Below are 24,172 nucleotides of genomic sequence, written 5' to 3' on the forward strand. Positions count from 1 at the left end.
CGAGGCCCCTCTCTCTGGCCTGCCGGCCATCTCCCCCTCAAGGGGGGAGATCGGACGTCGCTCCGGCTTTCGCCAATCTCCAGAGTTGCAGGGATGAGCGGGGCGCCCCAACTGCCAATCTCCCCCCTTGAGGGGGAGATGCCCGGCAGGGCAGAGAGGGGGGCCTCGCGCCTGCTCACGCGATTACAGCCCTTATCGCCGGATAAAGCGCGCGATAGCGCTGATAAGCATCAGCATAAGCCCCACCAAGCCCGGCATCAGGCTCAACCGTCGCATCCGTCCTCGGTGCCGTACACACCGCCAGCGGATCGGCCCCGGTCGCGGCAATCAACCCCAGCCTTGCCGCGCCGAACGCCGCGCCGAAATCGCCGTCGGCCGGAATATCGACCGGCACCTGCAGCGCCGTCGCGATCGCCTTCAGCCAGTAGCGCGAGCGCGAGCCGCCGCCGATGGCGGTGACCCGATTCAGCGTCGTGCCGGCCTTCTTCAGCGCTTCGAGACTGTCGCGGAAGGCGAAGGCGACGCCTTCGAGCACGGCCTGTGTCAGCACGGCCCGGCTCGACTCGTGTCCGAGCCCGGTGAAGGACCCGCGAATGGCGGAATCATTGTGCGGCGTGCGCTCGCCGGAGAGATAGGGCAGGAAGGAGACGCCCGTCGGCGACTTGAGCGCATCGCCGAGCTCGGCGGTCAGCTCGCCGGCGCCCTTACCGGTGATTTCCGACAGCCAGTTGAGCGAATCGGTGGCCGAAAGAATGACGCCCATCTGGTGCCAGGTGGTGGGCAGCGCATGGCAGAAGGTGTGCACCGCGCTTTCCGGATTGGGCAGATAAGAGGCGTTGGCGGCGAAGAGCACGCCGGACGTTCCGAGCGACACGAAAGCGTGGCCGGCGCCGACCGTGCCCATGCCGCAGGCCGAGGCCGCATTGTCGCCGGCGCCGCCGGCAATCGGAATGCCCGCCGCGATGCCCCATTTCGATGCGAGCTCGCCGCGCAAGGCGCCGGCCTTGGCGGTGCCTTCGACCAGCGACGGCATGTGCTTCTCGTCGAGCGACGTCGCCGCCAGCAATTCCGGCGCCCAGCGCCGCTTGCCGACATCGAGCCAGGACGTGCCGGCCGAATCCGACATTTCCGAGATGTGCTCGCCGGTCAGCCAGAGCCGTAGATAATCCTTGGGCAACAGGATTTTCGCCACCTTGGCGAAGATTGCCGCCTCGTTGTTCTTCACCCAGGCGAGCTTCGGCGCGGTGAAGCCGGGGAAAACGATATTGCCGGTGAGCTTGCGGAAGCGCGGATCGGCATCGAGCGCCGCGGCCTCTACATGGCTGCGCGTGTCGTTCCACAGGATGCAGGAGCGCAGCACCTTGTCACTGGCATCGAGCAGTGTTGCGCCGTGCATCTGGCCGGAAAGGCCGATGCCCTTGACCGCTGCGAGTTCCTTGGGATGGGAAGCCTTGAGCTCGGCGATCGCTGCCTCGCAGGCCTCGATCCAATGCGCCGGGTCCTGCTCCGACCAGCCGGGATGCGGCCGCGAGACGTCGAGCGAACCATGGCCGGAACCGATGACCTTCTGGCCATCATCGATCAGCAGCGCCTTGACGCCCGAAGTGCCCAGGTCGAGGCCGAGATACATGATTTCCTCCCAATGCCATTAATTTTTTCGGATCTCGAAAAAATCTGGCTTGGCCAGTTCTTATGACAAGATCCGCTGCGGGTCAATTCTCAGACAAATCGGAAGCACGCCGCAAGAACAGCGCCGACAGCGGGCTGTCGGGCCGGGCCAGCTGCCGTTCGGCGGTCAATGCCCGCGCCAGCGCCGTATCGCCGGCGCGCAACGCGGCTTCGATCAGCGTCAGGTCGATGACGTCGCGCTGCGCATGGCTGCCGCCGAAGCGGTGCGCGATCGAGCGGATCGGCCGGATCAGGCGCACGGCCCCGTCATAATTGCCGTCGCCGAAGGCCTTGATGGCAAGCGTCAGCGGGTGGCCGACGTCGCGCGTGAACGCGGCATTGTCGTCAGTGCCGTGCATCGCCTCGTGTTGCGCCTCGATCAGCGTTTTTGCCGGTCCCTCCAGCCCGGCGCCGACAAAGGCCATCATCGCATGGGCGTCGTTGAAGGCATAATTGCCGGCGGCGGCCTTCGGCATCCAGTTGGCGGCGAGCGCCGTCCAGCGGTCGCCGACATCGACACCGCCGAGAGTGAGGCGCCATAGGATCGCCGACGCGTCGACCATGTTGAGGGCCAATGTCGAGCGAGCGCCGTAGATCGGCCCGTCATAGAGCGCGAGCACCTCGCCGGTTTCGCCGAGATCGTAATGGAACAGCGCCAGATGCCACCAATTGTGGACCTGGAGGAAACTCTCCTTCGTCCACGCCTCGGGATTGGCGCGCATCCAGGCGATGCCGTCTCTTTGCCGGCTTTGCATTTCCATGACATGCGCGACCGCATGCTGCGCCCAGCCGTCGCGCGGCTCGATCTCGATCGCCTGCCGTCCAAAGGATTCGGCACGGGCATAGTCGCCCATTTCCTCCAGCCCGAAGGCCTGCATGCCGAGAATGGCGTGATAGCCCGGCATGCCTTTTTGCCATGCCGGCAGTGCCCGACCGATGCGGTCGCGCAGCATGCGCGCATTGCCGGTGAAGAAATCGATCTGATGTCCGACCTGCAGCGCCAGCGCGTCGCGCGGATTGCCGATCGCGATATCCTCGAGGATGCGGGCGGCCTCATGCCATCGCCCTTCGGCAAGATGGCCAAGCGCCGCGACATGCGCCGCTTCGCGCGCGCTTGCCGCCAGCGGCAGCGCCGCCTCGTAACTGGACCGTGCAATCGCCGACGCGTCACGCTCGGTGGCGAGGCCGAACAGGTAGCCCTTGAAGACGTGCGCCATGACGAAAGCCGGGTCGTCGGCGATGGCGCGGTCGATCGATCCGACCGGATCGCCGATGAAACACTGCAGCTCATGCACGGCGCGGGCGTAGGACGAGAACCCGGCTTCGGTTGCACCGGAATAGGTGAGGCCGAATGCGTCGTTCAGCGCCATTGGTGCCCTTCGATGATCGCCATTTGAATGTTTGGGGCCTGATCCTAAAGCATCGGGGCGGAGCGTGCCAACGGCCGCCTGGATCAATCAATACTCGGGTCTATTCGGCCTGTATCGCAGTTTATCAACCATACGGTGCAGAATAGGCTTTGAAAAACCAGACGAATTATGGCTTCATTACGGCAGGGGTGGACGGGCTTAAATCGCGATTTGCGAGGACGCGATGAAGCGCTTTGGAAATTACCGTCCGAGACTGGTCTCGGACGGAAAAGTTATATCAGCAACTCCTGATCAACAGATAAGAGGCTTGGATCATCCTTGGATGATCGGCCTTTTCGCCTCGACGGCACTTACGCTCTTGTCCGGTTCCGAAGCCTTTGCGGCATGCGTATTTGCCCCCAGCCCCGGCAACGACACCTTCGTTTGCGACAGTGGCGATTCGGGCGGCAGCCTTAGCGATACCAGTGGCGACAACACCCTGACCTTTCCGGCCGGAGGCACCGGCCAGATCAGCGGCAACGTCACGTTCGGACCCGGCGCGGACCGCGTCGACATCCAGTCCGGCACGGTTACCGGCAACGTTCAAGAGGGCGCCGGCATCGACGATTTCAACATGGGCGGCGGCCAGATCGGTTCGCTCAACCAGGGCGACGGGCTCGACACCTTCACCATGACCGGCGGCCGCATCGTCGATTTCTTCGACGATGGCGACCATGCGGTGATGACCGGCGGTCGCATCGGCCGCGTCAACATGAAGCTCGACCAGAACTATTTCAACATGTCGGGCGGCATCATCGACCGTAACCTCGTGACCGGCTTCGACAAGGACACCATCATCCTCTCCGGCGGCACGATCGGCGGCAACATCAGCGTCAGCGGCGGCGACGACAGCGTCACCATCACCGGCGGCACCGTCGGCGGTGATGTGTTGATGAGTTTCGGCTCCGACAGTTTCGTCTGGGACGGCGGCGGCATCATCTACGGCAACGTCGATCTCGGCGCCGACAACGACACCGCCAAGCTCAGCAACCTCACCAAGGCCAATCTCGGCGGCGCCGATTCCCTGAATGGCGGCCTCGGCACCGACACGCTCACCTTCGACAACGTCAAGCTCGACGGCATCGCCAGGGTGCAGAACTGGGAGACGATCAACGCCACCAACGACACCCAGCTGATCCTCGACGGCAACCTCGCGCTGGGCGACTCCGGCACGGGCACCGGCTCGCTTAACGTCGACCAGGCCAGCACGCTCTATGGCGGCGGCTTCAATTCGACCATCCGGGCCTTCACGGCGGGACAACTGGCGTCGGTCGTCAATGCCGGCCGTATCGACCTGACCAACGGCAGCACCGGCGCCACCGACCGGCTGACGATTTCCGGCAACTATGTCGGGATGGGTGGCTTGCTGCTGCTGCAGACCGAACTCGGGGATGATTCCTCGGCCTCCGACCGGCTTGTGATCTCCGACGGCACGGCCTCCGGTTCGACCGGCATCGCCGTGGTCAATGTCGGCGGCGCCGGCGCCCAGACCACGGCCGACGGCATCATGGTGGTGCAGGCGATCAACGGCGCCACCTCAACCGCCAACGCCTTTGCCCTCGACGCGCCGGTCGCGGCCGGCGCCTTCGAATATTACCTGTTCAAGGGCGGCGTCAGTGCCGGCAGCGAGGACAACTGGTATCTGCGCTCGACGCTGACGACGCCCGCGACGCCCGCTGCGGCGCCGCCGACAAGTGAGCCTGCACCCGAGCCGGAACCGGAACCTCCGGTAACCGAGCCGCCACCGCCGCCGTCCGAACTGCCGCCGGTGCCGGTGCCGACCGATGGCGACATCAACAATCCGCCGGTCGATTCGACGCCGCCGGTGCAGGCGAGCGATCCCGCGCCCGAGGCGCCGCCGGCTCCGGTCGAGGCGCCGCCGGCCGATCCGCCACCGCCACCGCCGCCGGTGCCGACCGCCGTGCCGGACCTGCCGACGCCGGCGGCCGGCCAGCAAATCCTGCTCTACCGCATCGAGGTGCCGGTCTATTCGGCCGTGCCGCCGGTGGCCGAGCATCTGACGATGGCGACGCTCGGCACCTTCCACGAACGCCGCGGCGAGCAGAGCCTGCTGTCGGATGCGGAGCTGTCGCCCGTCTGGGGCCGCATCTTCGGCCAGGACGCCAAGATGGGCTGGTCGGGAACCGTCTCGCCCTCCTTCGACGGCACTCTGTTCGGCCTGCAGGCCGGTTTCGATGTTTTCGGCCGCGAGACCGCCTCCGGGGCGGTCGACCGCGCCGGCCTATTCGTCGCCTATGGCAGCATGAACGGCGACCTGCGCGGCCAGGCGCTTGGCCAGAACGATCTCGCCGTCGGCAGCCTCGACGTCACCGGCACCAGCGTCGGCGGCTACTGGACACGCATCGGCAAGACCGGCTGGTACCTGGACGGTGTGTTGATGGCGACCTTCTTCGGCGGCTCGGCCACCTCGTCCCGCGACATCGGCATCGATGTCGGCGGCACCGGGGTCACCGCGTCGCTCGAAGGCGGCTACCCGGTCGCACTCGGACAAGGCTGGACGCTGGAGCCGCAGGCGCAACTGGTCTGGCAGCATCTGTCGCTCGACGACGCCAGGGACCGGTTCTCCTCGGTGTCATTCGATTCCGACGATGACGTCACCGGCAGGATTGGATTGAGGCTGCAAGGCGAGACGGTTCTCAACGGCATGCCGCTGCAGCCTTACCTCAAGGCCAATCTCTGGCACGATTTCGGCGGCACCGACCGGGTCGATTTCGAGGGCACCGACATCTCGACCGAGAGCCGGTCCACCTCCTTCGAATTCGGCGGCGGCGTGGTTGCCAAGGTGACGGACAAGGTCAGCGTCTTCGCCACCGGCGACTACACCACCAATCTCGGCGGCGACAAACGCCGCGTGCTGGAAGGCAATCTGGGCGTCAGCGTGAAATGGTGAAAGGGTCCTTCTCCCCGTTCTTGGCAGGGCAATCGCATATGGCGGCGCCAGCCCCCCACTCCGGCCGCTGCGCGGCCACCTCTCCCCCATGTTCATGGGGGAGAGGAAACGCCAATCTCCGAGGTCGCAACCTTCGCGGCTAACATTTCCTCTCCCTCCGGAGGGGGGAGAGGTGGCGCGGCGAAGCCGGGACGGAGTGGGGGAACCACCTATGCGATTGTCCTGCCGTTCGCGGTAGGAGGTGCTCGAATGGCGGATGAGGCGTAAGAGCAGTTGGCAGGAACGACCCGCTCCTAGACATCAGCTCCCAGACCGCATCGCCACCGTTGCGATGCCGGCGCCGACCAGCAGCGTGCCGCCGGTGCGGTTGAAGATGCGGATCGCCTTCGGGTTGCGCACGATGGCGCGCGCCCTCGATGCGACCAGCGCGTAGCCGAAGGCATTGGCGAAGGCCAAGGTCAGGAAGGTCGTCTCGAAGATCAGCATCTGCGTCCAGAAATCGGCATGCCGATCGAGGAACTGCGGCAGGAAGGCGACGAAGAAGGTGATGCTCTTCGGGTTGAGCGCCGTCACCAGCCAGGCATGCGCCATCATCCGTGCCGCCGAAACGACGTCGGTGCGCGGTTCGGCCTTCAGCGCGCCGCCGGCGCGGAACAGCTTGATGCCGAGATAGATCAGATAGCCGGCGCCGATAACCTTCAGCACGGTGAACACCGTGGCCGAAGCGGCGAGCAGCGCGCCGATGCCGAGCATCGACAACGTCATGGCGGTGAAATCGCCCAGCGCGACGCCCACGGCCATCGGCAGCGCGGTGCGCCAGCCTTGTCCCAGCGCATAGGAGACGACCAGGAGGATCGTCGGGCCCGGAATGACGAGAAGGATGGAAGAGGCGGCGGCAAAGGCAGCCCAGTTTTCGAAGGACATTTCCTTACTCCTTGAGCGCAAAGAACAGGATAAATCCTGGGGTCGTCGAGAATGTAAAGGGGCCGTCGGAAAAATCTTCAAAGCCTCGGCCTGCATGCATGTCAGCCGGCGCAACGATCCGTTAGGGTTAAGCCGGACCAGCGGTCTTTCACGCTTTTTCAACCATGAGTGGCGAAAATGCCGTCATCCGGCCGGACCGTGCTTCCCGCCGGCAGCGTAGGGTTTGGTGTATGCGCGAGTTGCCGCAAAGTCTGACGCCGCCTTCCAACGGCGCCGCAATCGATACTGAAATTCAGCTTTCCCGCCGCGCCGTGCTTTCGGGCGCCGGCGCCATGGCGCTGCTCGGCCTTGCCGGCTGCAGCACCACCGAGACGCTCGACCTGCCGCAAATGCAGCTCGACAACACCGTCACCGGTTCCGTGCCGCCCATGCGCCCGGCAATCAGCGTCGACAAGAACATCACCGGCCCGGACGTCATGTACGCCTCGCTCACCGATGGCGGCTTCCAGGTGCCGGAAGTGCCGTGGCAGAAGGTCAAGCCGCAGTTCCGCCGCCAGATCGTCGTCGACAAGACCGGCGAGGCGCCCGGCACCATCGTCGTGCATCTGCAGGAACGCATGCTCTATCTGGTCCAGCCGGGCGGTGACGCCATCCGCTACGGCGTCGGCATCGGTAAGGACGGTTTCCGCTGGTCGGGCCGCGCCAACATCCAGTATGGCCGCGAATGGCCGGTCTGGACGCCGCCGCCGGAAATGATCCAGCGCAAGCCGGAGCTGGTGAAGTGGCAGGGCGGCCAGCCCGGCGGCCTCACCAACCCGCTCGGGGCCCGCGCCCTCTACATCTACCAGAACGGCAAGGATACCGGCTACCGCATCCATGGCTCGCCCGAATGGTGGAGCATCGGCCAGGCGATGTCGTCGGGCTGCGTGCGCCTGATCAACCAGGACATCATCGACCTCTACAGCCGCGTTTCCAAGAAGAACCCGGTCGTCGTGGTCTGACCTTGATGGGCGGCCTGTCTGGCCGCCATTTTCGAGATCCCGTTTCTTCCGTTGCGCGATGCCGCAAGACAGGCCAAGGTGCTCTGAAAACCTTCGCTTCGGGAGAGATAAAGCATGGCTGGAACCTTCGTCATCGCGCAGGGCGGCGGCCCGACCGCCGTCATCAACCAGACGGTCGTCGGCGCCACGCTGGAAATCCGCAAGCGTCATCCCGGCGCCAAGGTGCTGGGCTCGATCCATGGCGTGCGCGGCATTCGCGACGGCAATTATGTAGACCTCTCCGCCATCCCCGAGGATCGGCTCAGGCTTATCGCCGGCACGCCGAGCGCCGCCCTTGGCTCGACCCGCGACAAGCCGGACGCCGCCTATTGCGAAGTGATCCTCAATGGCCTGAAAAAGGCTGCCGCCGACGCATTCATCTATATCGGCGGCAACGACACCTCGGGCACGCAGCAGATCCTGACCGATGCCGCCGGCGGCTCGATCGCCTTCGTGCATGCGCCAAAAACCATCGACAACGATCTCGAGGAGAACGACCACACGCCGGGCTTCATCTCGGCGGCCGAATTCGTCGCCGGCGCCTTCCTCTCCGTCGATCTCGATTTCCGCGCGCTGCCCGGCATCTATGTCGGCATCGTCATGGGCCGTCACGCCGGCTTCCTCACCGCCGCCGCGGCCGCCTGGCAGCTCGACGCCGACAGCGGCCCGCATCTGATCTACGTGCCGGAGCGCGCCTTCTCGGCGAAGCGCTTCATCGACGAGGTGCGCGAAAAACTCGACCGCCACAAGCGCTGCATCGTCGCCGTCTCGGAAGGCGTCAGCACCGCCGACGGCAAGGCGCTGGTCGAAAGCCTGGTGCCGCCGGAGAAGCTCGAGCGCGACCAGCACGGCAACGTCAAACTGTCAGGCAGCGACCTGCCGGCGGCACTTGAGCGTGCATTGGCCGAGGGCTTGCCGGGCAAGCGCGCCCGGGTCGATGCGCTGGGCTACATGCCGCGCGGCTATGTCGGCGCGATCAGCGCCGTCGACGCTAAGGAAGCCTTCGATGCCGGCGCCTTCGCTGTTGCCGTCGCCGGCGAAGGCGGCGGCTCGGTCGCGATCCAGTATGACGGGTCGAAGACCGTGCTGAAGAAGGTGCCGCTGAAGGCGGTGGCCGGCAAGACCCGCCATATGCCCGACGATTTCATGCTGCCGGACGTCAACCAGCTTTCGGAAGCCGGCATGGCTTATCTGAAGCGGCTGGTGCCGGAAAAATACAAGGTCGGGAAGCCGTTCGTCTGATGGGCGAACTGGTGGTGGGCGACTGGTTCGGCAAGGCTGTTGTCGATGCCGGCACGACGATGCTGACCGAGCCTTTCGTGCATGATTTCGTGCGCGCCAACATCTGGCATCTGAAGGGCCGCGACGCCGACCTTCTGGTCGATACGGGCATGGGCATCCGCCCGCTGGCGCCGGAGATCGACACGCCGGCCGGCAAGCCGCTCATCGTCGTCGCCACGCACATCCATCTCGACCATGTCGGCTCGCTGCATGAATTTCCGCTGCGCATGGGGCCGACAATGAGCGCGGCTCAGTTCGGCCGCATGGATGATGCCGTCACCTACGCCTACATGTTCCATAATCTCGACGGCGCCGTCTCGAAACTGCCGGCGCCGGACTGGAAGGCGGCTGACTACCGCATCTCTCCCGCCCCGCTGACCCGTGCGCTCGACGAAGGCGACGTCGTCGATCTCGGCGACCGGAAATTCCGCGTGCTGCACCTGCCTGGCCACTCGCCGGACTCGATCGCGCTGTTCGATGAGGCCGACGGCCTCTTCTTCGCCGGCGACGCCATCTATGACGGCATGCTGATCGACGATCTGCCGGATTCGGACCGCACCGCCTATTGCCGCACCATGCAGCGCCTGCTCGACCTGCCGATCCGCATCGGCCTGGGCGGCCATGGCCCGGCTTTCGATGCCGTCCGCATGCGCGAAATGGCCTCGTCCTACCTGCGCCGGCGCGAGCGCTTCGTAAGCGCGCTCTGAATTAAATCTTTGTAAGGTCACCTCAAAACCCTAATTCGGGCCATTCGGCGTCCTAGATGACTGTCTGTCGAGACGGCCGGCTGCCATGCACGGCGAGACAGGCAATTCCGGTCATCGGCACGTTGACGGACGATCCCGTGGGAGAGCCCGCGACGCCGGATCAACGCTCGCCCGGACAGAACGACCATGTCACCCTCAAGCATTCTTCGCAGACATCGCGTCGCCGCCCTGCTGGGCGCCGCGCTGATCATTTCGCCCGTCGTCGTCTCCTTTGCCCAAAGCAATGCCGGCCTGAGCACCGTGGCCGCGACGACGCAGACGCCCGTCGCCGGCATCACGGCCCCGAACGGCTCCTTCGCGCCGATCATCGCCGTCACCAAGCCGGCCGTCGTCACCATCACCTCTGTGATGAAAGGGCAACCCCAAGGCGAGGACGAGGGTTCGCCGCTCGGCGGCAATCCGCCCTTCGACCAGTTCTTTCAGCAGTTCTTCGGCGATCAGGGCGCTCCGATGCCGAAGGCGCCGCCGCAGCAGCAAGCGCAGCGACAGGAAGCCCTGGGCTCCGGCTTCATTGTCGGCGCGGACGGCACCATCGTCACCAACAACCACGTCGTCGACGGCGCGAGCTCGATCAAGGTGACGCTCGACGACGGCACCGAGCTTCCCGCCAAACTCGTCGGCCACGACGCCAAGAACGATCTGGCCGTGCTCAAGATCAAGGCCGACAAGCCGCTGCCGACGGTGAAGTGGGGCGATTCCGACAAGCTGATGACCGGCGACCAGGTGCTGGCGATCGGCAATCCATTCGGCATCGGCACCACGGTCACCGCCGGCATCGTCTCGGCACGCGGGCGCGACCTGCATAGCGGGCCGTTCGACGATTTCATCCAGATCGACGCGCCGATCAACCACGGCAACTCCGGCGGGCCGCTGGTCGACGTCAACGGCAATGTCATCGGCATCAACACCGCCATCTATTCGCCCAATGGCGGCAGCGTCGGCGTCGGTTTCGCCATCCCGTCGGACCAGGCTGAGAAGGTCGTCGCCAAGCTGATGAAGGGCGGCGACATCGAATATGGCTATCTCGGCGTCCAGATCCAGCCGGTCACGCAGGATGTCGCCAGCGCCATCGGCCTCGATCATCCCGGCGGCGCGCTGGTTTCGGCGGTCACGGATGGCTCACCGGCCGCCAAGGCCGGTATCGAGACCGGCGACGTCATCACCGGTTTCGCAGGCCAGGAGGTCAAGGATCCGAAGGATCTGTCGCGCGCCGTCGCCGATGTTTCCCCGGGCGTCAAGGAAACGCTCGAAGTCTGGCGCAAGGGCAAGGCGATGCAGATCTCCGCCGATGTCGGCCGCAACAGCGACGATCAGAAGGCCGCCGCGAACGGCAATGAGGGCGGCAGTCAGTCTGGCGGGCAAGGCCTGCGCGTCCCCTCGCTCGGTCTCGGCCTGACCGACCTCACGCCTGACATCCGCGACCAGCTCAACCTTGCCGACAACCAGCGCGGCGCCGTGGTCGAGCAGGTCAATCCGGACAAGGCGGCTTCGGCCGCCGGCATCCAGCCTGGCGATGTCATCGTCGGTGTCGACCAGACCCCGGTAAAGACTGCCAGGCAGGCCAACCAGGCGATCGCCCAGGCCGGCAAGTCCGGCAAGAAATCGGTGCTCCTGCTGATCGATCGCGGCGACTCGCAGATCTTCGTCGCCGTGCCCTTCGCCGCCGGCTGAGAAAAGCTTCGACAGAGCCCGCCGGCGTCTCCGGCGGGCTCTGCCAACAAAATTTCTGTTGCCCCCCGGAGCGTCTTCGAGAACACTCCTGCCATCGGTCAAACCTCCGGCGTAAGGATGTCTCGATGGTCACGCGTGGCTTCTTTTCCGGACGTCGTCCTCCTTCCGACACCGACGCGCGCATTCCGCCCGGCCAGTATCTGGAACAGGGTTTCCCAGTGCTCTCGGCCGGGCCGACGCCGCGCGTCCGCACCGAGGATTGGTCCTTCACCCTCAAGCAGGGGCCGAAGCCGCTCAAGAAATGGAACTGGGCCGAGTTCAACGCCCTGCCCCAAAGCAAGATGACGCGCGACATCCATTGCGTGACGGCCTGGACCAAGTTCAACACACCCTGGCAAGGCGTGATGATCGACGATATTCTAGCCGACGCCGGCATCGAGCCGCCGACCGCCTACACGCTGGCGCTGTCCTTCGACGGCTATTCCACCAATGTGCCGACCAAGGATCTCGTTACCGGTAAGGCGATGGTGGCGCTGCTCTATGAAGGCAAGCCGATCACCGCCGACCACGGGGGACCCGCGCGGCTTCTGGTGCCGCATCTCTATTTCTGGAAATCGGCCAAATGGGTGAACGGGCTGCAGTTCACAGAGCGCGACGAACCGGGCTTCTGGGAACTGCGCGGCTATCACATGTATGGCGATCCCTGGCGCGAGCAGCGTTATTCGAGCGATCCATGAGGGGCGACTCGTGAGGGTCAATCCATGAGCTCCGAGCCGTCGCCGCAATCGCCCTGGCAGGCAGCCACCATCGCCCGCATCGAAAAGCGCACGCCGCGCGTCACCAGCTTCTGGTTCAAGCCGTCCCGGCCATTCACTCATCTGGCTGGGCAGCATGTCGACATAAGGCTGACGGCGCCGGACGGCTATCAGGCGCGCCGTTCCTATTCCATCGCCTCGGCACCGCAAGCCGGTGCCGCCGTCGAGCTGGCGATCGAGCGGTTGGACGACGGCGAGGTCTCGCCCTTCTTTCATGACGTGGCTGCGGTCGGCGACGAGATCGAATTGCGCGGGCCGCTGGGTGGCCATTTCATCTGGGAGGACAGTGACGGCGGCCCGATCCTCCTGGTCGGCGGCGGATCGGGCGTCGTGCCGCTGATGGCGATGGTGCGCCACCGCACGCAGCGCAACGCCGCGGTGCCCGTCGCGCTGGTGTTTTCGGCGCGGGTCTGGGACGAGGTGATTTTCCGCGACGAACTGATCGGCCTCGACGATCGTCGCGACGGGTTCGACCTTGTGCTGACGCTGACCCGCGAACCGGCCAGGCGGCCGGCCGACTATTCCCGGCGCGTCGACGCCCACATGATGGCGCAAGCGATCGAGCGCCTGCCCAAGGCGCCGAGGCTCGCCTATGTCTGCGGCTCGAATGCCTTCGTCTCGGCGGCTGCCCAAGCGCTGATCGACGCCGATGTCCCGGCGGGGATTATCCGCACCGAGCGTTATGGGGTTTGAACGCCGAGTTTAAGGCGTTGAAATTCGATCTATAACTTACTTACATCTGGTGTCACCGAGGAGCGAGGATGGCCGCCACCGTTACAGCAAAAGGGCAAGTGACCATTCCCAAACCGGTCCGCGACCTGCTAGGGATCGTCCCAGGAAGCCAGGTCGATTTCCGGCGTGCCACGGATGGAAGCGTGGTGCTGGCTCGTGTTGACAGGAAGCAGCCGGTTAGTCGCTTTGCCGAGTTACGAGGCCATGCCGGTGAGGGGCTCACGACCGACGCGATCATGGCGCTGACGCGTGGCGAAGCGTGACGCTCGTCGACTAGATTGAGCGCTATTTCAGCCGGTCGGAGAAAACTTCGCCGAAACGAGCTGGAAGGGCAGCGCGCCATAGGTGGCGACGGCCTGCTCGTTGTCCCAGACGCGGAATTGCCGCGACGGCCGCGCCTCCAGGACCAGGGGCCGCCCCGCGGGGTCGAGCTTCACCTTGCCGCGAAAGCGCAGCATCCGCTCCCCGCCGGAGCGGCTGAGCGCCATCGAGCGCAGCCGGGCGACATGCCGGTCGCCCGCGTTGAGCTCCATCTCGATGCGTCGCCGTACCGGGGGAACGGCGACGCGCACGATGAGATCGAGCATCATCTCGCCGGCATCGCCTGACGGCTCGTCCAGGCTCTGCGAGAGCACGAAGACGTCAGCTCCGCCGGCGGCCTTTGCCGCCATCGGCTTGCCGCGCCACACAATATCCCGCTCGGTCTGCTTCAGCCGGCCTTTCTTGCGCTGCAGGCGCAGTTGCTTGGCCAAGCCGCGCGACAGCCAGGTCAGCGCCCCGAAATCGGTGCGCGGCTTGGCTTGCAGGACGGACGACAGGCGCGCCGCGCCGCGCCGGTCGGCCATCTCCACCACCTGCGCCAAGAGGGCTTCCGGCACCGCGATGCCGATCTCCAGCGCAAGGTAGGAAAGCGCCACCGCCGCGGCGACGGCGAGGCCGCGCCTGGCGACGACATCGAGGAATATGGTCCAGTCGACATTGCCGCCCTGGATGGCCACGGTGCAATCGACCAGCCAGTCGCTGTGCGTATGCGCGTCGAGGCCGCCATGCGCGATGGCGAGCGCGATGCGGTCGGCCGGCGAGGGGACGACCACTTTGACGCCGCCGAACTCCGCGGCGGTCGCCCGCTGCCAGATGGCGATGTCGTCCTCGGCGCTCTGCTGCGAGCCGTCATACGCGAGCTGATGCAGGTCGATGTCGCCGTAATTGCCCTTGAAGAAATTCATCGAGCGCAGCGACGCCAGCCTTGTCCGCAGATATTGCGGGGAAACACCGGTGGCGATCTGCCAGTCGCGGTCGCGCAGTACGTCGAAAGCCGGCTGCATATCTTGCGGTCGCACCAGTATATCGATGTCATGCGCCACGCGCCCGCGCTGCGCGGCGGCATCGAGCGCGATGCGGCTGGCGCCCTTGATCAGCATCACCGAGCAGCCGGCGTCGACCATCGCCTTCAAGGCTGGCTCGGCCTCGCGCATCGCCATCCGCGACTTGGTCCACAGCATCTTTTGCAGGCCGACCAGGCGCGGATAGGCGGCGTGGCCCGCAAGCTTGCGTCCGAACCTGTCGGAAATGGCCGCCAGCAGGCGGTGTTCCCGGAAGGAGACATGGTCGATGTCGTTCTCGTCCAGCCAGCCGGCGGCGCAACGGCGCGCCGCCACCTCGTCGGGCAGAAGCGCTGCCTTGAGCAACTGGTCGAGCGACCCGGTCGGCCAGGACCAGCCATAATCGGGAAAACGCCTGCCGATGCGACGGATCTTCGCCATCAGCTGGAGCCGGCCTTGCTTTGCGCCCGCCGCAGCATGGCCAGGCGCGCCACTTCCAGATAACCGCGGTCGCGTGCGGCATCGCGGCCATAGGACAAGCTCCCGGGCCTGATGCGCCGTAGCGCCAGGACCTCGTCGAGCATGTCGAGGACAAAGCCGCTTTCACGGGCCCGGGCGATCCAGTCGATCATCTCGCCACGACCGCCGGGCGGATCGACCATCGGGCCGATGCTCTCGGCCACCTCGTGGCGGATCAGCATCGTCGAGCGCGACCAGCCGGGCATTGCGGTCGGAGCCATCGCGTCGGGCTCCCCGTCGCGGAAACTGCGGATATGGGTGAAGACCCCGGCTGTTGCGGGAAGCCGTTCGAGATGGGCCAACTGCGCCGCGATCTTTCCCGGCAGCCAGAGGTCATCGGCATCGAGCGTGGCAATGAAGGGTGTCGACAGCGCGGCGATGCCGCGGGTGGTCGCGCTGCCCGGCCCGGCATTGTCCTGGCGCAAGAGCCTGAGCGGCAGGTCTATGCCGCTGATCGCGGCGGCGAGATCGTCGGTCGAGCCGTCGTCGACCACCACGACCAGTTCGGGCCGCAGTGTCTGCGCCGCCACCGATCGCAGCGTCTCGGCGATCGTGGCGCTGGCGTTGTAAGCCGGAATGACGACGCCGTATGTGCCCATCAGTTGAACCGCCAGTCCGCGAGTTTTTTCAGCTCGAAGATGCCTTCGATCGGCTTCAGCGACGGATCGGCCCTGCGGCGTTTCATCGATTTGTAGACGGCGCGCAGGAACTCGCGCGACTGGACGTCTTCCTGTCTTGTCATGTTGCCGGCATGCCGCCGGTAATAAAGCGCCAGCGTGTCCGGCAGCACATAGCGGGGCCCAACCTCGAAGCTGCGCAGCAGAAAGTCCGTATCCTCGGCCTGGATGAAATCCTCGTCGAAACCGCCTATCCTGTCGACCAGACCGCGCGCGAAAATCGCGGCCGAGAGATGAATGCCGCGAACGGTGATGCTGTTGCTGTCGGGGGCAGGTTCCAGGGTCTCCTCGTCGATCCTGTCGACCAGCATCATCCTGGAATAGGTGAGCTCGAGGGACGGATCCTTCCGGAATAGGTCCAGGTCCGCACCGAAGCGCCCGGCCGGCGAGATGTCGTCCGAATCGAGAAAGGACACCAGTTCCGTTTCCGGCTTGAGCTGCCTGAGCCCGCTGTTGCGCGTCCGGGTCACGCCCATGTTTTCCTGCTGGAATAGTCGGATGCAGGGTGCTTCGTCCATCATCGCGCGCACGGCTTCGGCCGAACCGTCGGTTGAGCCGTCATCGATCACGATGATATCGAGATCCGCCGCATTGCGCTGCCGAAGCAGCGAGCGCAGCGCCGCGCCGACATAGGCCTCGCGATTGTACACGGGCATGATGACGCTCAGCCGCATGCGCGACCCCAATCCACCCAAACCGATCCCCATCCGAGCTGATCCCATTGTGCCCGGGATTCACATCATTTGCCACTCAGGCGGGCTTTTCAGCTCGAAAATGCCCTGCACGGCGCTGAGCGATGGATCCGCCCGGCGGCGGCGCATCGATTTGTGGATGGCCCTTAAATGATTGCGGACCCTGCTGGTATGTTCTCTGGTTACGTTGTCGGCGTGGCGCCGGTAGTAGATGGCGACGCTGTCCAGCAGCTCGTAGGTCGGGCCGCTTTCGAACACACGCAGCATATAATCCGTGTCCTCGGCCTGTTCGAACTCCTCGTCGAAATAACCGATGCGTTCGACGAGCGCGCGACTGAACAGGGCGGTGGTCAACGAGATTCCTCGAAGCGTCATGACACGGCTGTCGGGTGTCGGCTCCAGCCTCTCGTCGTCGATCCGATCCGCCATGGTCATCAGCGAATAGGTGAGCTCGAGATCGGTGCCGGCCTCGAAGCGGGCAAGATCGGCCTTGAAGCGCCCGGCAAGTGAAATGTCGTCGGAATCGAGGAAGGACACGAAGCCGGCATCCGCCGGCAATTGCCGCAGTCCTGCATTGCGCGCCTTGGCGACGCCCAGATGGCGCTGCTGGAACAGGCGGATGCAAGGATGCTCGCGCATCATCGAACGCACTACGTCGGCGGAACCGTCGCTCGATCCGTCATCGACCACGATGATGTCGAGGTCGGCGGCATCGTGCTGCCTGACCAACGAGCGCAATGCCGGCACGACGTAGCGTTCGCGGTTGAAGACGGGCATGATCACGCTCAGTTTCATCAGGCGCCTCGTGCGAGGAAATCCCCAATAGTGCCGGCGATCTCGTCGGGACGTGCCCCGAGGGAAAGCCTGTAGCAGGGCAGGAAGCGCGTGAGTTCGCTGAAGAACCGAAAGCCGCTTTCCCGCTCGCCAGGCATCTGCGCGATGCCGGACGGCGCCAGCGCGATGATGGCGTCCCTGCGCGACATCGGCACGATCGAACTCGTCTTGCCGCCAACGACATGTGGTACCATCAACGCAAGAATGTCCAGGCTTGCACGCGCCGGGCGAGGCGCGATCTCGCTAATGTGAAAGACGTGCTTGCCTTGCCAGTTGAGCGACCGTCCGGTCCCCAACCGCGTCTCCAGGCCAAGCCGCGCGAACCCCTTGGGATCCTGCTTCAGCGTCGAAAAAAGCGGTCGCGCCCTCACGCCCCTGTCGAGGTCGATCAGCACATAATCGTCGCCGACGCTGTCCAGGCCGTTCAACAGGCCGGCAACGACTGTGCCCGATTTGCCCGCACCCCCGGCGCCGGCCAGCAGCACGCCCTTGCCGTCGAGGCCCAGCGTGCCGGCATGGGTAAGCCGCATGCCCCGTGCGGCGTATTCCCAATGCAGGAAAGCGCGCAACGGCGCGCCGGGCTCCCACGGCGGAAACGCGTCGGCCGACCGCATCAGTTGCACGCCGATCTGCCGGTCGGGATCGTAGACCTGCCAGAAATCCAGATCGTGGAAATGATGACCGCGCAGCCCTGCCTCGGCGAGCTTCCGGGCAAAGCCATGTTCGGTGAAATGCGCATCGCCCCAGCTTGCCGGCTCCGGCAAGTCGCCGATGCCGGGATGACCGATGAAGATACGGCATTGGCGGATGTCGCGCCGATCGTCCACGGCTTCGATGAAAGCGTGAGCAAGGGCATCCGCGAGCACGCCCCGATCGAGATGCGCGGTCGATTCCAGCCCGGGCAGGCCGACGGTTCGCTGGACCGGAAACTGCCCGGCCGCGCTTTCGGCGGCGCCGATGAGAAAGCGGGCGTAGTCCGGCAAAGTATCGAGCGTCACACGTGGCATGGCCTGTTCCAGCCTGGCTCTGCCCCTCGCCGGCCGCTCAGGAAACCTGCTTGACGGCGGGCCAGCCGAGCGGTTCCTCGACCTCATGGATCGGGTCGACGATGATGAGGTCGGCGAGGTCGTCATGGACGCTGACATTGAGCGGTTCGCTCGCCGCCGCCAGCGCTGCCGGCAAATCGTCGGACGACGGAAGCGGCGTCGCGTCGGAAGGCGCCAGAAGCCCGAACTCGACCAGCTGCGCGATGAAGGCCTCAAGGGCGGCGGGATCGATCGTCGGAGCACCCCCGGCCGATCGGATCAGCGCCTCGGTGCCGACGCCCGAGGACAGCGCCTGCCACACCTTGCTGCCGGAATCGGAGAAGCCGAAATACTTGCCGTTGGAAAGATCGAGCACGACAGCTTCGCCGTCGAAGGATTCAAAAACGATATCCTTGCTCGCCACGGCGTAGACGTTGGAAAGAGGCATGCCCTTGACCCCGCTCTGCAATTCCTGCCGACGGCTCTCCCGGCCGCAGCATCGCCTGACCCCTGGACACCGGCTGTAAACATTCGGTTCCTGCTTGGCAAGGCAAGGCGGGCCGCCGCCCTGTCGACCGTCTGGGGGCATTCGCGGTTCAGGCTCCGAGTTCAGCGCCGACAATGGGGCTGCCGCGACCCGTGCCAAAGTCGATCCGAACCCGTTCCTGAAGTGTCGAATCGATCCTCCGAACGGGGGTCGAATGGTTAATAGTATCGAAAAGTGACTATTAGGAGATTCTAAAATCGAACCGAACAGTTCGTTTCTGTTGACGGTGCGTGCAGGACGGTGTGAACATTGGCACCCCGACACATTTGGTGAGCCAACCGATGCAATCGCATAAGCCATTGGTTTAGCTCAATAAAAATAGAGTAGTAGGCATGCTTATCAAAATTTCAAGGTGCGGATTCATGGTCCAGCTGGAAAAACTTCGTGATTGGAATCCGGCAGTCGGCTCACCCACATCGGGGCTGTCCGAACGACGCGATTTCATTCCCAAGACACGCCGCTAGACGGACGGAATAAAGATACTGGAGTAGCAAAAATGAAAAAGATTGTTCTCACTGCCGCCGCCCTTCTGGCCATTTCCGGCAGCGCCTTCGCTGGTAGCGACAATTATGGTTCGCAGGCTGCCAATCCGCCGGCCGCGACGGTCGACTCTTCCTACACGGCTTCGGTCCGCAAGGCAGAGCCGGCCACGCAGATCCCGGTCAAGACGGGCGCCGACCACAACCTTTTCGGCAACAACTGACAACCGGCCCTGAACCTGCGGCGGGCTCGCCCGCCGCCTCGGTCGGATCAAGAAATTAGGAGCACTAAAATGAATAAGATCATCCTCGCCGCTGTCGCCCTCCTCGCGGTTTCCGGCAGCGCTTTCGCCGGTAGCGACAATTATGGTTCGCAGGCTGCCAATCCGCCGGCTGCCACGGTCGACTCGTCCTACACGGCCTCGGTCCGCAAGGCTGAGCCGGCCGCGCAGATCCCCGTAAAGACGGGTGCCGATCACAACCTCTTCGGCAACAACTAACTGCCGATTTCAGAACGGCGGCGGGCTTGCCCGCTGCTTAGGTCCGACAGAAATTCAGGAGTACCTAAAATGAAGAAGATCATTCTTGCCACCGCAGCGCTGATGGCTGTTTCCACGGCTGCTTTTGCCGGCAGCGACAATTACAACAACAGCGGCGTGAACCAGCCGGCTCCGGCCGTCGACACCACGCGCACGTCGTCGATCGGTGCCGGCTCGACGGTCTACAAGCTGCTCAACTCGGGCGACGCGCAGAAGTCGGCTCCGCAGGGCAGCGACCGCGACCACGCCGGCAATCATTAACAGCCGACCGTGATCTAAAATAAGAGCGGCGGGCCTTGGCCCGCCGCTTTTTCTTTGCCGTATTCTTTGCCGTAGCAGCTTTTGCGGGCTCAGGCCGCCTTGGCTTCCTCGCGATGCAGCGTGAAGGAGTGGCCGTCCGCGTCGAATATATGAAGGTCGCCGCCGTTGGCGTTGAGCCGCAGCGTCTCGCCGCGCTTGACTTCGACATTGCCCGGCAGCTTGGCCACCAGCGGCAGGTCGGCGCGGCCGATATCGATATAGACGAGCTGAACCTCGCCAAGCTGCTCGATATAGTCGACCTTGCCCTCGAACAGGAAATCCGCGCCCGTGGCGATCGCCAGATCCTCGGGCCGCACGCCGAAGCTGACCGCCGCGCCATTGGCCGAGGCCGGCGTGGCGATCGGCACCGTCGCCTTGCGGCCGCCGACATGGCTGACCACGGTCGGGTTGCCGGCCTTCTCGATCTTCGCCGGCAGGATGTTCATCGCCGGCGAGCCGATGAACTGGGCGACGAACAGATTGCCTGGACGCTTGTAGAGCTCCATCGGCGTGCCGACTTGCTCGATCCGGCCATCCTTGAGCACGACGATGCGGTCGGCCAGCGTCATTGCCTCGACCTGGTCGTGGGTGACGTAGATCATCGTCGTGTTCGGCATCGATTCCTTGAGCTTGGCGATCTCGATGCGGGTGGCGACGCGAAGGGCCGCGTCGAGGTTCGACAGCGGCTCGTCGAACAGGAACACCTTCGGGTTGCGCACGATGGCGCGGCCGATGGCGACGCGCTGGCGCTGGCCGCCCGACATCGCCTTGGGCAGGCGGTCGAGATATTTGGTCAGCTGCAGGATTTCCGCCGCCTGGCGCACCCGCTTGTCGATCTCCGCCTTGCTTTCCTTGCCGATCTTCATCGAGAAGGCCATGTTGTCGTAGACGGTCATATGCGGATAGAGCGCATAGGACTGGAACACCATGGCGATGCCGCGCTTCGACGGCGGCACGTCGTTCACCACCTCGCCGGCGATCTTCAATTCGCCCCCGGTGATCTCCTCAAGACCGGCGATCGACCTCAGCAAGGTCGACTTGCCGCAGCCCGACGGCCCGACGAAGACGATGAACTCGCCCGATTTGATGTCGAGGTCGATGCCGTGGAGAATGTTGAGGTTGCCGTATGATTTCTTCACCTGGTTGAGCGTGACATCGGCCATGGTTCTCTCCTCCCGTTGATCTGTTTTAGAAGTTCAGTCGATGCGCCCGAACCAGGCGCCGTAACCGCCGAGGCGGACCGGCCCGCTGCCAGTCTGTCCCGAAAAGCCATGCCCGGGCAAGGGTTGCAGCGCGCCCTGGCCGAGATTGATCTCGGCTGGCTTGCTGCCGAGGTTGAAGGCGCAGACGATCCGCTCGTTGCCCTCGCGGCGCGTGAAGGCGACGGTATCGCCATCGCTTGCGATGAAGTCGATATCGCCCTTGGCCAGCGCCGGATGCTGGCGCCGGAAGGCAAGGAAGCGGCGGTAATGTTCGAGCAGCGAGCTTGCGTCGCCCTGCTGCACGTTCACCGCTTGCGACAGGTGCTTGCCCGGCACCGGCAGCCACGGTTTTGCTGTCGAGAAGCCGCCATTCGCGGCCGCCGCCTCCCACACCATCGGCGTGCGGCAGCCGTCGCGGCCCTTGAATTCCGGCCAGAAGCGGATGCCGTAGGGATCCTGCAGGTCTTCGAATTTCAGCTCCGCCTCGCCTAGGCCGAGCTCTTCGCCCTGATAGATGCAGACCGAGCCGCGCAGCGACATCAGCAGCGCCGAGATCACCTTGAGGTAGGCGATCGGGTCCGCCTCGTTGGCGGCCCAGCGCGAGGCCACCCGCATCACGTCATGGTTGGAAAAGGCCCAGCACGACCAGCCGTCGCTGGCGACGGTGCCGAACGCCTCCAGCACCGCGCGCACCTTCGCCGCGCTGATCTTCTCCGGCGCCAGGAAGTCGAAGGAGTAGCACATATGCACGCGCTTGCCGTCGGTGGTGTAGGCGGCGACCACTTCAAGGCCACGCTGGGAATCGCCGACCTCACCGACCGCCGCCTGCGCCGGGTATTCGTCGAGCAGCGCGCGGAAGCGTTCGAGGAAGCCGAGATTCTCCGGCCGGCTCTTGTCGTAGATATGGTCCTGGTAGTTGTAGGGGTTGACCGCCGGCGCCGTCTGGTCGTTGCGCTCTTCCGGCGGCAGCGGCGGGTTGTTCTCCAGCCCCTGGCTGTGGAAGTAGAAATTGATGGTGTCGAGCCGAAAACCGTCGACGCCGCGCTCCAGCCAGAAGCGGGTGATGTCGAGCAGCGCGTCCTGGACTTCCCCATTGTGGAAGTTGAGGTCAGGCTGCTCGGCCAGGAAATTATGCATGTAATATTGCTGGCGGCTGGTGTCCCACTGCCAGGCGGAGCCGCCGAAGATCGACAGCCAGTTGTTGGGCGGCGTGCCGTCGGGCCTGGCGTCCGCCCACACATACCAGTCAGCTTTCGCATTCGTGCGGCTGGAGCGACTTTCCTTGAACCAGGGGTGGATGTCGGCGGTGTGCGACAGCACCTCGTCGATCATCACCTTGAGCCCCAGCCGGTGCGCCTCGGTCACCAGCGCGTCGAAATCGGCCAGCGTGCCGAACATCGGATCGACGTCGCAATAATCCGACACGTCGTAGCCGAAATCCTTCATCGGCGATTTGAAGAAGGGCGAGATCCAGATGGCGTCGACGCCGAGCGCGGCGATGTAGGGCAGGCGCCGAACAATGCCTTTCAGGTCGCCGATGCCGTCGCCGTTCGAGTCCTGATAGGAGCGCGGATAGATCTGGTAGATCACCGCGCCCCGCCACCAGTCGCGATCGATGGCGGGGTCGGGTCTCGAAGTCGCCTTCAAAGCCGATTGCATTGTCTCAACCTCCTTTCACCGAGCCGGCAAGCAGCCCGCGGACGAAATAGCGCTGCAGCGAGAAGAACACGGTCAGCGGCACGATGATGGTGATGAATGCCGATGTCGTGAGGATCTCCCAATTGCCGCCGCGCGAGCCGAGCAGCGCGTTGAGCTGCGCCGTCAGCACGATCTGGTCGGGCGCGGTCCCCAGGAAAACCATCGCCACCAGGAGATCGTTCCATACCCACAGGAACTGGAAGATGGCAAACGAGGCAAGCACCGGGAACGACAGCGGCAGCACGATCTTGACGAAGATCTCGAAATCGCTGGCGCCGTCGATGCGTGCCGATTCCATGATCTCGCGCGGCAGGCCGGCAATGTAGCTTCTCAGCAGATAGATGGCGAAGGGCAGGCCGAAGCCGGTATGCGCCAGCCAGATGCCGAGATAGGTCTTCGACGGCACGCCGAAGAAGGTGCCGACGCCGTTGTAGAGCTTCAGCAGCGGGATCAGCGACATCTGCAGCGGCACCACCAGAAGGCCGATGATGACCGCGATCAGCAGCGCCCGTCCGGGAAAGCGCATCCAGGCCAGCGCATAGGCCGCGAAGGCCGCGATCAGGATCGGGATCACCGTCGCCGGGATGGTCACGGTCAGCGAGTTCATGAAGGAGCGGCCGATGCCTTGCGACAACAGCACGTTCTCGTAGTTTTCCGTGGTGAATTTCGGCGGCGCCGAGGACGCATAATAGACGCGCTGGCCACGGTCGCCTTCGAAGGCTTTCGGCGAAGACAGCACGAAACTGCCGTCGGCGTTGACTTGCAGGCTGACGCCATCGCCGAGATCGGCAGCCGTGCCGGCCTTGTACTGTGTCGGCGTGGCCGCCTTCGTGCCGAAGGCGCTGATGGCGCGCTTGGCCCCGTCGCCGAAGACGTTGCCCTCGATGACGTATTTGCCGTCCTTCTGTGTCTGCGCGGAGGCAGCCGGCAGACGGCCGGCCTCGGTCTGGCTGGAGCTCGAGAAGGAATTCCACCAGCCCGAGGCGATGATCTGGTCCTTGTCGCGCAGCGACGAGACGAGAATGCCGAGTGTCGGGATGGTCCAGATGACGACGAAGATCAGCACGGCGATATGAACGCCGAAGCGGCTGACGAAGGACTTTCCGGTGGACGCGGCCAT

The 24,172-nt window shown here is 64.7% G+C and carries 23 protein-coding genes; 11 read left to right on the forward strand and 12 right to left on the reverse strand.

The window, feature by feature from the left end:
* Positions 1 to 175: 175 nt before the first annotated feature.
* Entirely contained in the window at positions 176 to 1,630 is a 1,455-nt protein-coding gene (gene xylB, locus KVT37_RS07325; protein ID WP_217571147.1) for a xylulokinase, read from the reverse strand.
* A gap of 82 nt (positions 1,631 to 1,712) precedes the next feature.
* Entirely contained in the window at positions 1,713 to 3,038 is a 1,326-nt protein-coding gene (locus KVT37_RS07330) for a tetratricopeptide repeat protein (RefSeq protein ID WP_217571149.1), read from the reverse strand.
* Positions 3,039 to 3,360: 322 nt separating this feature from the next.
* Between KVT37_RS07330 and KVT37_RS07335 the strand changes: the two genes are divergently transcribed.
* On the forward strand, positions 3,361 to 5,988 hold the full coding sequence (locus KVT37_RS07335) for an autotransporter outer membrane beta-barrel domain-containing protein (RefSeq protein WP_217571151.1): 2,628 nt from the start codon (positions 3,361 to 3,363) through the stop codon (positions 5,986 to 5,988).
* A 300-nt stretch (positions 5,989 to 6,288) separates the two neighbouring features.
* Here KVT37_RS07335 and KVT37_RS07340 read toward each other — a convergent pair whose 3' ends face one another.
* Positions 6,289 to 6,912, reverse strand: a complete 624-nt coding sequence (locus KVT37_RS07340) for a LysE family translocator (protein ID WP_112097044.1) — start codon at positions 6,910 to 6,912, stop codon at positions 6,289 to 6,291.
* 332 nt (positions 6,913 to 7,244) lie between these two features.
* Here KVT37_RS07340 and KVT37_RS07345 point away from each other — a divergent pair, with 332 nt between their 5' ends.
* From KVT37_RS07345 to KVT37_RS07375, 7 genes are all read left to right on the forward strand, one after another.
* Positions 7,245 to 7,913 (forward strand): L,D-transpeptidase, encoded by a 669-nt coding sequence (locus KVT37_RS07345; RefSeq protein WP_254633882.1) that lies wholly within the window; start codon positions 7,245 to 7,247, stop codon positions 7,911 to 7,913.
* 114 nt (positions 7,914 to 8,027) lie between these two features.
* Positions 8,028 to 9,194, forward strand: a complete 1,167-nt coding sequence (locus KVT37_RS07350; RefSeq protein ID WP_217571155.1) for a diphosphate--fructose-6-phosphate 1-phosphotransferase — start codon at positions 8,028 to 8,030, stop codon at positions 9,192 to 9,194.
* On the forward strand, positions 9,194 to 9,940 hold the full coding sequence (locus KVT37_RS07355; protein WP_217571156.1) for an MBL fold metallo-hydrolase: 747 nt from the start codon (positions 9,194 to 9,196) through the stop codon (positions 9,938 to 9,940). Before KVT37_RS07350 ends, KVT37_RS07355 begins: the two co-directional genes overlap by 1 nt.
* A 186-nt stretch (positions 9,941 to 10,126) precedes the next feature.
* The gene (locus tag KVT37_RS07360; RefSeq protein WP_217571158.1) at positions 10,127 to 11,671 is read left to right on the forward strand and encodes a DegQ family serine endoprotease; all 1,545 of its coding nucleotides are present in this window, start codon (positions 10,127 to 10,129) and stop codon (positions 11,669 to 11,671) included.
* 125 nt (positions 11,672 to 11,796) lie between these two features.
* Entirely contained in the window at positions 11,797 to 12,408 is a 612-nt protein-coding gene (locus tag KVT37_RS07365; protein ID WP_217571160.1) for a sulfite oxidase-like oxidoreductase, read from the forward strand.
* A 24-nt stretch (positions 12,409 to 12,432) separates the two neighbouring features.
* Positions 12,433 to 13,179 (forward strand): ferredoxin reductase, encoded by a 747-nt coding sequence (locus KVT37_RS07370; RefSeq protein WP_217571162.1) that lies wholly within the window; start codon positions 12,433 to 12,435, stop codon positions 13,177 to 13,179.
* A gap of 68 nt (positions 13,180 to 13,247) precedes the next feature.
* A complete protein-coding gene (locus KVT37_RS07375; protein ID WP_217571164.1) occupies positions 13,248 to 13,481 on the forward strand; it encodes an AbrB/MazE/SpoVT family DNA-binding domain-containing protein in 234 nt (77 codons plus the stop codon).
* Positions 13,482 to 13,508: 27 nt separating this feature from the next.
* On the opposite strand, the gene KVT37_RS07380 is transcribed toward KVT37_RS07375, so the two are convergent.
* From KVT37_RS07380 to KVT37_RS07405, 6 genes are read right to left on the reverse strand one after another with little or no spacing between them, the layout of a single operon-like run.
* Positions 13,509 to 14,981, reverse strand: a complete 1,473-nt coding sequence (locus KVT37_RS07380; RefSeq protein WP_217571166.1) for a nucleotidyltransferase family protein — start codon at positions 14,979 to 14,981, stop codon at positions 13,509 to 13,511.
* On the reverse strand, positions 14,981 to 15,658 hold the full coding sequence (locus KVT37_RS07385) for a glycosyltransferase family A protein (protein ID WP_217571168.1): 678 nt from the start codon (positions 15,656 to 15,658) through the stop codon (positions 14,981 to 14,983). Before KVT37_RS07385 ends, KVT37_RS07380 begins: the two co-directional genes overlap by 1 nt.
* Positions 15,658 to 16,410 (reverse strand): glycosyltransferase family A protein, encoded by a 753-nt coding sequence (locus tag KVT37_RS07390; RefSeq protein ID WP_217571170.1) that lies wholly within the window; start codon positions 16,408 to 16,410, stop codon positions 15,658 to 15,660. Before KVT37_RS07390 ends, KVT37_RS07385 begins: the two co-directional genes overlap by 1 nt.
* Before the next feature lie 60 nt (positions 16,411 to 16,470).
* Positions 16,471 to 17,223: a glycosyltransferase family A protein gene (locus KVT37_RS07395; RefSeq protein WP_217571172.1), complete on the reverse strand. Its 753-nt coding sequence runs from the start codon at positions 17,221 to 17,223 to the stop codon at positions 16,471 to 16,473.
* Complete coding sequence (locus KVT37_RS07400) at positions 17,223 to 18,269, reverse strand: serine kinase (protein ID WP_217571174.1); 1,047 nt, start codon at positions 18,267 to 18,269, stop codon at positions 17,223 to 17,225. The genes KVT37_RS07395 and KVT37_RS07400 overlap by 1 nt, the downstream gene beginning before the upstream one ends.
* A 37-nt stretch (positions 18,270 to 18,306) precedes the next feature.
* Positions 18,307 to 18,735, reverse strand: a complete 429-nt coding sequence (locus KVT37_RS07405; protein WP_217571176.1) for a PqqD family protein — start codon at positions 18,733 to 18,735, stop codon at positions 18,307 to 18,309.
* Positions 18,736 to 19,330: 595 nt separating this feature from the next.
* Here KVT37_RS07405 and KVT37_RS07410 point away from each other — a divergent pair.
* The 3 genes from KVT37_RS07410 to KVT37_RS07420 all read left to right on the forward strand — a co-directional run bounded on the left by KVT37_RS07410 (position 19,331) and on the right by KVT37_RS07420 (position 20,113).
* Positions 19,331 to 19,537, forward strand: a complete 207-nt coding sequence (locus KVT37_RS07410) for a DUF680 domain-containing protein (RefSeq protein ID WP_217571178.1) — start codon at positions 19,331 to 19,333, stop codon at positions 19,535 to 19,537.
* Between the two features lie 69 nt (positions 19,538 to 19,606).
* The gene (locus tag KVT37_RS07415; RefSeq protein ID WP_217571180.1) at positions 19,607 to 19,813 is read left to right on the forward strand and encodes a DUF680 domain-containing protein; all 207 of its coding nucleotides are present in this window, start codon (positions 19,607 to 19,609) and stop codon (positions 19,811 to 19,813) included.
* 69 nt (positions 19,814 to 19,882) lie between these two features.
* The gene (locus tag KVT37_RS07420; RefSeq protein ID WP_217571182.1) at positions 19,883 to 20,113 is read left to right on the forward strand and encodes a DUF680 domain-containing protein; all 231 of its coding nucleotides are present in this window, start codon (positions 19,883 to 19,885) and stop codon (positions 20,111 to 20,113) included.
* A gap of 89 nt (positions 20,114 to 20,202) precedes the next feature.
* Here KVT37_RS07420 and KVT37_RS07425 read toward each other — a convergent pair whose 3' ends face one another.
* From KVT37_RS07425 to KVT37_RS07435, 3 genes are read right to left on the reverse strand one after another with little or no spacing between them, the layout of a single operon-like run.
* Positions 20,203 to 21,315, reverse strand: coding sequence for an ABC transporter ATP-binding protein (locus KVT37_RS07425; RefSeq protein ID WP_217571184.1), 1,113 nt, complete (start codon positions 21,313 to 21,315; stop codon positions 20,203 to 20,205).
* Between the two features lie 33 nt (positions 21,316 to 21,348).
* Positions 21,349 to 23,013 (reverse strand): alpha-glucosidase, encoded by a 1,665-nt coding sequence (locus KVT37_RS07430; RefSeq protein WP_217571186.1) that lies wholly within the window; start codon positions 23,011 to 23,013, stop codon positions 21,349 to 21,351.
* A gap of 4 nt (positions 23,014 to 23,017) precedes the next feature.
* A complete protein-coding gene (locus KVT37_RS07435) occupies positions 23,018 to 24,172 on the reverse strand; it encodes a carbohydrate ABC transporter permease (RefSeq protein ID WP_217571188.1) in 1,155 nt (384 codons plus the stop codon).

This window comes from Mesorhizobium sp. GbtcB19, from assembly GCF_019091085.1.
Taxonomy (GTDB): Bacteria; Pseudomonadota; Alphaproteobacteria; order Rhizobiales; family Rhizobiaceae; genus Mesorhizobium.

Coding starts and splice junctions, on each gene's coding strand:
- xylB (WP_217571147.1), bottom strand. CDS start 1,630: ATGTATCTCGGCCTCGACCTGGGCACTTCGGGCGTCAAGGCGCTGCTG.
- KVT37_RS07330 (WP_217571149.1), bottom strand. CDS start 3,038: ATGGCGCTGAACGACGCATTCGGCCTCACCTATTCCGGTGCAACCGAA.
- KVT37_RS07335 (WP_217571151.1), top strand. CDS start 3,361: ATGATCGGCCTTTTCGCCTCGACGGCACTTACGCTCTTGTCCGGTTCC.
- KVT37_RS07340 (WP_112097044.1), bottom strand. CDS start 6,912: ATGTCCTTCGAAAACTGGGCTGCCTTTGCCGCCGCCTCTTCCATCCTT.
- KVT37_RS07345 (WP_254633882.1), top strand. CDS start 7,245: ATGGCGCTGCTCGGCCTTGCCGGCTGCAGCACCACCGAGACGCTCGAC.
- KVT37_RS07350 (WP_217571155.1), top strand. CDS start 8,028: ATGGCTGGAACCTTCGTCATCGCGCAGGGCGGCGGCCCGACCGCCGTC.
- KVT37_RS07355 (WP_217571156.1), top strand. CDS start 9,194: ATGGGCGAACTGGTGGTGGGCGACTGGTTCGGCAAGGCTGTTGTCGAT.
- KVT37_RS07360 (WP_217571158.1), top strand. CDS start 10,127: ATGTCACCCTCAAGCATTCTTCGCAGACATCGCGTCGCCGCCCTGCTG.
- KVT37_RS07365 (WP_217571160.1), top strand. CDS start 11,797: ATGGTCACGCGTGGCTTCTTTTCCGGACGTCGTCCTCCTTCCGACACC.
- KVT37_RS07370 (WP_217571162.1), top strand. CDS start 12,433: ATGAGCTCCGAGCCGTCGCCGCAATCGCCCTGGCAGGCAGCCACCATC.
- KVT37_RS07375 (WP_217571164.1), top strand. CDS start 13,248: ATGGCCGCCACCGTTACAGCAAAAGGGCAAGTGACCATTCCCAAACCG.
- KVT37_RS07380 (WP_217571166.1), bottom strand. CDS start 14,981: ATGGCGAAGATCCGTCGCATCGGCAGGCGTTTTCCCGATTATGGCTGG.
- KVT37_RS07385 (WP_217571168.1), bottom strand. CDS start 15,658: ATGGGCACATACGGCGTCGTCATTCCGGCTTACAACGCCAGCGCCACG.
- KVT37_RS07390 (WP_217571170.1), bottom strand. CDS start 16,410: ATGCGGCTGAGCGTCATCATGCCCGTGTACAATCGCGAGGCCTATGTC.
- KVT37_RS07395 (WP_217571172.1), bottom strand. CDS start 17,223: ATGAAACTGAGCGTGATCATGCCCGTCTTCAACCGCGAACGCTACGTC.
- KVT37_RS07400 (WP_217571174.1), bottom strand. CDS start 18,269: ATGCCACGTGTGACGCTCGATACTTTGCCGGACTACGCCCGCTTTCTC.
- KVT37_RS07405 (WP_217571176.1), bottom strand. CDS start 18,735: ATGCCTCTTTCCAACGTCTACGCCGTGGCGAGCAAGGATATCGTTTTT.
- KVT37_RS07410 (WP_217571178.1), top strand. CDS start 19,331: ATGAAAAAGATTGTTCTCACTGCCGCCGCCCTTCTGGCCATTTCCGGC.
- KVT37_RS07415 (WP_217571180.1), top strand. CDS start 19,607: ATGAATAAGATCATCCTCGCCGCTGTCGCCCTCCTCGCGGTTTCCGGC.
- KVT37_RS07420 (WP_217571182.1), top strand. CDS start 19,883: ATGAAGAAGATCATTCTTGCCACCGCAGCGCTGATGGCTGTTTCCACG.
- KVT37_RS07425 (WP_217571184.1), bottom strand. CDS start 21,315: ATGGCCGATGTCACGCTCAACCAGGTGAAGAAATCATACGGCAACCTC.
- KVT37_RS07430 (WP_217571186.1), bottom strand. CDS start 23,013: ATGCAATCGGCTTTGAAGGCGACTTCGAGACCCGACCCCGCCATCGAT.
- KVT37_RS07435 (WP_217571188.1), bottom strand. CDS start 24,172: ATGGCCGCGTCCACCGGAAAGTCCTTCGTCAGCCGCTTCGGCGTTCAT.